3 protein-coding genes are annotated in these 6,324 nt (G+C 74.9%); all 3 read left to right on the forward strand.

Annotated features, from left to right (window positions below; translation table 11 throughout):
* Positions 1 to 266: 266 nt before the first annotated feature.
* Positions 267 to 4,037, forward strand: a complete 3,771-nt coding sequence (locus G5C65_RS29090) for a nitrate reductase subunit alpha (protein ID WP_165302025.1) — start codon at positions 267 to 269, stop codon at positions 4,035 to 4,037.
* A 1-nt stretch (position 4,038) separates the two neighbouring features.
* The gene (narH, locus tag G5C65_RS29095; RefSeq protein WP_165302026.1) at positions 4,039 to 5,619 is read left to right on the forward strand and encodes a nitrate reductase subunit beta; all 1,581 of its coding nucleotides are present in this window, start codon (positions 4,039 to 4,041) and stop codon (positions 5,617 to 5,619) included.
* The coding region (narJ, locus tag G5C65_RS29100; RefSeq protein ID WP_165302027.1) for a nitrate reductase molybdenum cofactor assembly chaperone at positions 5,616 to 6,324 on the forward strand (709 nt) is incomplete at its 3' end. The genes narH and narJ, both read left to right, overlap by 4 nt.

Here is a 6,324-nt window from a genome sequence, read left to right on the forward strand (position 1 = left end):
GACCGCAGGACCGCACATCGCGCCCGCCGTGGGCCGTGACGGGGGAGTGGGCCGGGCGGGCGCCCGTTGCGGTCGTACACCTGATACCTCCGGTTCGGTCGCACCCAGCTTGCTGCGACCGGTGCCCGGCACACCTCGGCCGGGCGGCCCGGAGCCCCGGGGCCGAACGGCCCTCTCCGCCCGGGGACGGGCGGGCCGGGTGGTGGCCGTGCGGAGCCCGCTCGGCCCCGGGAGCATGCGCCCGGCGCTGCCTAGCGTTCCCGGACATGGAGAACGACGAGAACTCGCGCCAGGACCCGGCCGCCGGACCGCCGGGCTGGCCGCTGTCCGCGCGGCGCCTGCTGACCCGCCGGGAGGTCACGGCCGACGGCCGCGCCGTGTTCACGGAGGGCGACCCGCGCTGGGAGCGCTTCTACCGGGACCGCTGGTCGCACGACCGGGTGGTGCGCTCCACGCACGGCGTGAACTGCACCGGCTCCTGCTCGTGGATGGTGTACGTCAAGGACGGGATCATCACCTGGGAGCACCAGGCCACCGACTACCCCTCGATCGGCGCCGACTGCCCGGAGTACGAGCCGCGCGGCTGCCCGAGGGGCGCGTCGTTCTCCTGGTACACCTACTCGCCCAGCCGGGTCCGCTACCCGTATGTGCGCGGCGCGCTGCTGGAGCCGTGGCGCGCCGCGCGGCGGCGGCTCGGCGACCCGGTCGCCGCCTGGGCCGAGATCACCGGGGACCCCGCCACCGCGCGCGCCTACAAGCGGGCCCGGGGCAAGGGCGGCCTGGTGCGCGCCGACTGGGACGAGGTCCTGGAGCTGGTCGCCGCGGCCCATGTGCACACCGTCGCGGAGTACGGGCCGGACCGGGTGGCGGGCTTCTCCCCGATCCCGGCGATGTCGATGGCGTCCTTCGCCTCCGGCGCCCGGTTCATGTCGCTGATCGGCGGCACCCTGCTGTCCTTCTACGACTGGTACGCCGACCTGCCGGTGGCCTCCCCGCAGGTCTTCGGCGACCAGACCGACGTCCCCGAGGCCGCCGACTGGTGGAACGCGGGCTATGTGGTGATGTGGGGCTCCAACATCCCCGTCACCCGCACGCCCGACGCGCACTTCCTCACCGAGGCCCGCTACAACGGCACCAAGGTCGTCGCCGTCAGCCCCGACTACGCCGACAACGTCAAGCACGCGGACGAGTGGCTGGCGCCGCACCCGGGCACGGACGGGGCGCTGGCGATGGCCATGGGCCAGGTGATCTTGCGGGAGTTCCTCGTCGACCGCGAGGTGCCCTACTCCCGCGACTACCTGCGGACCTACACCGACGCCCCGTTCCTGGTCACCCTCCGCGAGCAGGGCGAGGGCCTGGTCCCCGACCGGTTCCTGACCGCCGCCGACCTCGCGGCCGACCGCGCCCCGGAAGCGGACGCCGGGGCGGACGGCGGGGCGGACGGCGGCGCGGACGCCGGGGCGGACGGCGGCGTGGACGGGGAGCACGCCGCGTTCAAGACCGTCCTGCTGGACGCGGCCACCGGCGAGCCCGTGGTCCCCGGCGGCTCGCTCGGCTTCCGGTGGGGCGAGGCCGGGGCCGGCCGCTGGAACCTGGACCTGGACGGCGTCGAGCCCGAGCTGAGCCTGCTGGAGCGGGCCGAGGAGACCGTGGCCGTCGCGCTGCCCCGGTTCGACCAGGGCGGCACCGAGGGCGGCTCGTTCCTGGTGCGCGGAGTGCCCGTGCGGACGGTCGGCGGGCGGCTCGTCACCACCGTCTTCGACCTGATGCTCGCGCAGTACGGCGTGGGGCGCCCCGGGCTGCCGGGCAACTGGCCCGCCTCGTACGACGACGCGGACGCGCCGTACACCCCGGCCTGGCAGGAGACGGTGACCTCCGTCCCGGCCGGGCAGGCCACCCGGATCGCCCGCGAGTTCGCCCGCAACGCCGAGCGCACCCGGGGCCGCTCGCTGATCGCGATGGGCGCGGGCACCAACCACTGGTTCCACTCCGACACCATCTACCGCGCCTTCCTCGCGCTCACCACACTGACCGGCTGCCAGGGCGTCAACGGCGGCGGCTGGGCGCACTACGTCGGCCAGGAGAAGGTCCGCCCCGTCACCGGGCTGCAGCACCTGGCCTTCGCCTTCGACTGGCAGCGCCCCACCCGGCACATGGCCGGCACCTCCTACTGGTATCTGGCCACCGACCAGTGGCGGTACGAGGCGTTCGGCGCGGACGAGCTGGCCTCCCCGCTGGGCGCCGGCCACCTGCGGGGCAAGGCGTTCGCCGACTGCCTCGCGCAGGCGGTCCGGCTCGGCTGGACCCCGGGACACCCGGCGTTCGACCGCAACCCGCTCGACCTCGCCGACGAGGCCGCGGCCGCAGGGCGCCCGGCCGCCGACCACATCGTGGACGAACTGGCCTCGGGTCGCCTGCGGTTCGCCGCCGAGGACCCCGACGACCCGGCCAACTTCCCCCGCGTCCTCACCGTCTGGCGGGCCAACCTGCTGGGCTCGTCCGGCAAGGGCAACGAGTACTTCCTGCGCCATCTGCTCGGCACCGACAGCGCCCAGCGCAGCGCCGAGACCCCGCCGGGGGCCCGCCCCCGGGACGTGACGTGGCACGAGGAGGCACCGGAGGGCAAGCTGGACCTGCTGGTCACCATGGACTTCCGGATGACCTCCACAGGGCTGCTCGCCGACGTCGTGCTGCCCGCCGCCACCTGGTACGAGAAGGACGACCTGTCCAGCACGGACATGCACCCCTTCGTGCACGCCTTCACCCCGGCCATCTCCCCGCCCTGGCAGGCCCGCACCGACTACGACACCTTCCTCGCCCTCGCCGACCGGTTCAGCGAACTGGCCGCCGGGCGGCTCGGCACCCGCACCGACGTCCTGGCCGTGCCCCTCCAGCACGATACCCCTGACGAGCTGGCCCAGCCCGGCGGCGCCGTGCTGGACTGGAGGGCGGGGGAGTGCGAGCCCGTACCCGGCCGCACCATGCCCAAGCTCGTCACCGTCGAGCGCGACTACCCGGCCGTCGCGCAGAAGATGCGCGCCGTCGGCCCGCTGCTGGACACCCTGGGCACCACCACCAAGGGCGTCACCGTCCACCCCGCCGAGGAACTGGAGGACCTGCGCCGCCGCTGCGGCACCGTGCGCGACGGGGTGGCCGCCGGGCGGCCCACGCTGGCCACCGCCTCCGACATGTGCGAGGCCATCCTCGCCCTGTCCGGCACCACCAACGGGCGGTTGGCCACCGAGGGGTTCCGGGCGCTGGAGGAGCGCACCGGCACCGGGCTGGCGCACCTGTCCGCCGAACGGGAGGCGGAGCGGATCACCTTCGCCGACACCCGGGTGCAGCCGCGCGCCGTGCTCACCTCCTACGAGTGGTCGGGCAGCGAGACCGGCGGACGCCGCTACTCGCCGTTCGTCATCAACACCGAGCACCGCAAGCCCTGGCACACCCTCACCGGCCGCCAGCACTTCTTCGTCGACCACGCCTGGCTGGCGGAGCTGGGCGAGCAGCTTCCGGTGTACCGGCCGCCGCTGGACGCCCGGCGCCACTACGGCGACGAGCAGCAGGGCGACGGCGCCGCCGAGGTGACGGTCCGCTACCTCACCCCGCACTCCAAGTGGTCGGTGCACTCCGAGTACCAGGACAACGCCCACATGCTGGCGCTGTCCCGCGGCGGGCCGGTCATCTGGATGTCCACCGCGGACGCGGAGCGGATCGGCGTCAGGGACAACGAGTGGATCGAGGCGTACAACCGCAACGGCGTGGTCGCGGCCCGCGCCGTGGTCACCCACCGGATGCCCGAGGGCACCGTGTACATGTACCACGCCAAGGACCGCACGGTGAACGTGCCGAAGACGGAGGTCAGCGGCGCGCGGGGCGGCATACACAACTCCCTCACCCGGCTGCTGCTCAAGCCCACCCACCTCGCGGGCGGCTACGCCCAGTTCACCTACGCCTTCAACTACTACGGCCCCACAGGAAACCAGCGCGACGAGGTCACCGTGATCCGCCGGCGCAGCCAGCGAGTGGAGTACTGAGATGCGGCCGCTGGCCCAGATCGCCATGGTGATGAACCTCGACAAGTGCATCGGATGCCACACCTGCTCGGTCACCTGCAAGCAGACGTGGACCAACCGCACCGGAGTCGAGTACGCCTGGTTCAACAACGTCGAGACCAAGCCCGGCGTGGGCTATCCGCGCCGCTACGAGGACCAGGAGCAGTGGAAGGGCGGCTGGCGGCTGGACCGGCGCGGCCGGCTGGTGCTGCGCTCCGGCGGCCGGGTCCGGCGGCTGCTGTCCCTGTTCGCCAACCCGGACCTGCCGTCCCTCGGCGACTACTACGAGCCCGTGACGTACGACTACGACACGCTGGTCAGCGCCCCCGCCGGCACCGACATCCCGGTGGCCCGGCCGCGCTCGGCGCTCACCGGGCAGCCCACCGCCATCACCTGGGGCGCCAACTGGGAGGACGGCCTCGGCGGCGCCCCCGAGCACGCGGGCGGCGACCCCAACCTCTCCGGCGCCTGGGCGGAGCGGGTGCGCTTCGCGTTCGAGCAGACGTTCATGTTCCATCTGCCCCGGCTGTGCGAGCACTGCCTCAACCCGGCCTGCGTCTCCGCGTGCCCCTCCGGCGCGATGTACAAGCGGGCCGAGGACGGCGTCGTCCTCGTCGACCAGGACCGCTGCCGGGGCTGGCGGGTGTGCGTGTCGGCGTGCCCGTACAAGAAGGTGTACGTCAACCACGCCACCGGCAAGGCCGAGAAGTGCACCTTCTGCTTCCCGCGCCTGGAGGCCGGACAGCCCACCGTCTGCGCCGAGACCTGCGTGGGACGGCTCCGCTATCTGGGCGTCGTGCTGTACGACGCCGACCGGGTCGGCGCGGCCGCCGCCACCCCGGACGAGCGGGACCTGCTGGACGCCCAGCGCGGCGTCTTCCTCGACCCGCACGACCCGGACGTGCTCGCCGCCGCGCGCGCCTCCGGCATCCCCGAGGACTGGCTGGACGCCGCCCGCCGCTCCCCGGTGCACGCCCTGATCTCCACCTACCGGGTGGCGCTGCCGCTGCACCCGGAGTACCGCACGCTGCCCATGGTCTGGTATGTCCCGCCGCTCTCCCCGGTGCTGGACGCCGTGGACGAGGCGGGCGGCGACGCGGACGACCCCGACCACGTCTTCGCCGCCGTGACCCGGCTGCGCATCCCCCTCGACTATCTGGCCAGCCTGTTCACCGCCGGGGACGCCGACGTGGTCGCCGGGACGCTGATGAAACTGACCGCGCTCCGCTCGTATATGCGCGAACGCACCCTCGGCGGCGCCGGGGACGGCGGCGACGGCGGCGACGGCGGCGGGGACGGCGGCGGCGAGGCCGCGCTCAAGGCCGCCGGGCTCACGCCCCGGGAGGCCGAGGACCTGCACCGGCTGCTGGCCGTCGCCAAGTACCAGGACCGCTATGTGGTCCCCGCCGCGCACCGGGAGGACGCCGCCGCGCGCACGGCACCGGACGCCCGGTGCCCCGTCGGGACCGGGGACGGGCCGGACGGCGGCGGGAGCGGGGGCGGGCCGGTCCTGCTCGGCATGCCCCGCGCGCGCCGCCGCGGCCCCTCCGGAGGCGCCGCGTGAGCCCGCTGCCCGGCCCGTTCCGCACCCGGGTCCGCGCCGCCGGCCGCCGCACCGGACCCCGTACGCCCCAGGAGGCCCGCGACCGGGCGCTGCGGCTGCGGCTGCTGTCCCTGCTGCTGCAGTACCCGGACGCCGAGCTGGCCGCGGCCCGGCCGGCGCTCCAGGCCACCGCCGCGGCCCTCGACCCGTCCGGGGACGGGCCCATGACCGCCTTCACCGCCTGGTTCTCCGGCCGCGGCCGCCAAGAGCTGGAGCGGCACTACGTCGAGACGTTCGACCTGCGCCGCAAGAGCAGCCTCTACCTCACCTACTACCTGCACGGCGACACCCGCCGCCGGGGCACGGCCCTGCTCACCCTGGCCCGGCGCTACCGGGCCGCCGGCTGGGAGGCCGGCAGCGGCGAACTGCCCGACCACCTCCCGGTCGTCCTGGAGTTCGCTGCCCTGGCCGGGCCCGGCGCCGGAGAGGCCCCGCTGCGCCAGCACCGGCGCGGCCTCCAGCTGATCCACCGGGCGCTGACCGACACCGGCTCCCCCTACCGGCACCTGCTGGCCGCGCTGCTCGACCTGCTGCCGCCGCCCACGGCGGCGGACCGCGCCGCGGTCGCCGAACTGGCGGCGCAGGGGCCGCCCGCCGAGGACGTCGGCCTGGACCCCTACGGCGCGTACGGCGCGGGCGAGTTCGCCCCGCCCGGCGCCCTCGCCC

It is taken from the genome of Streptomyces boncukensis (assembly GCF_011045075.1).
Classification (GTDB): domain Bacteria; phylum Actinomycetota; class Actinomycetes; order Streptomycetales; family Streptomycetaceae; genus Streptomyces; species Streptomyces boncukensis.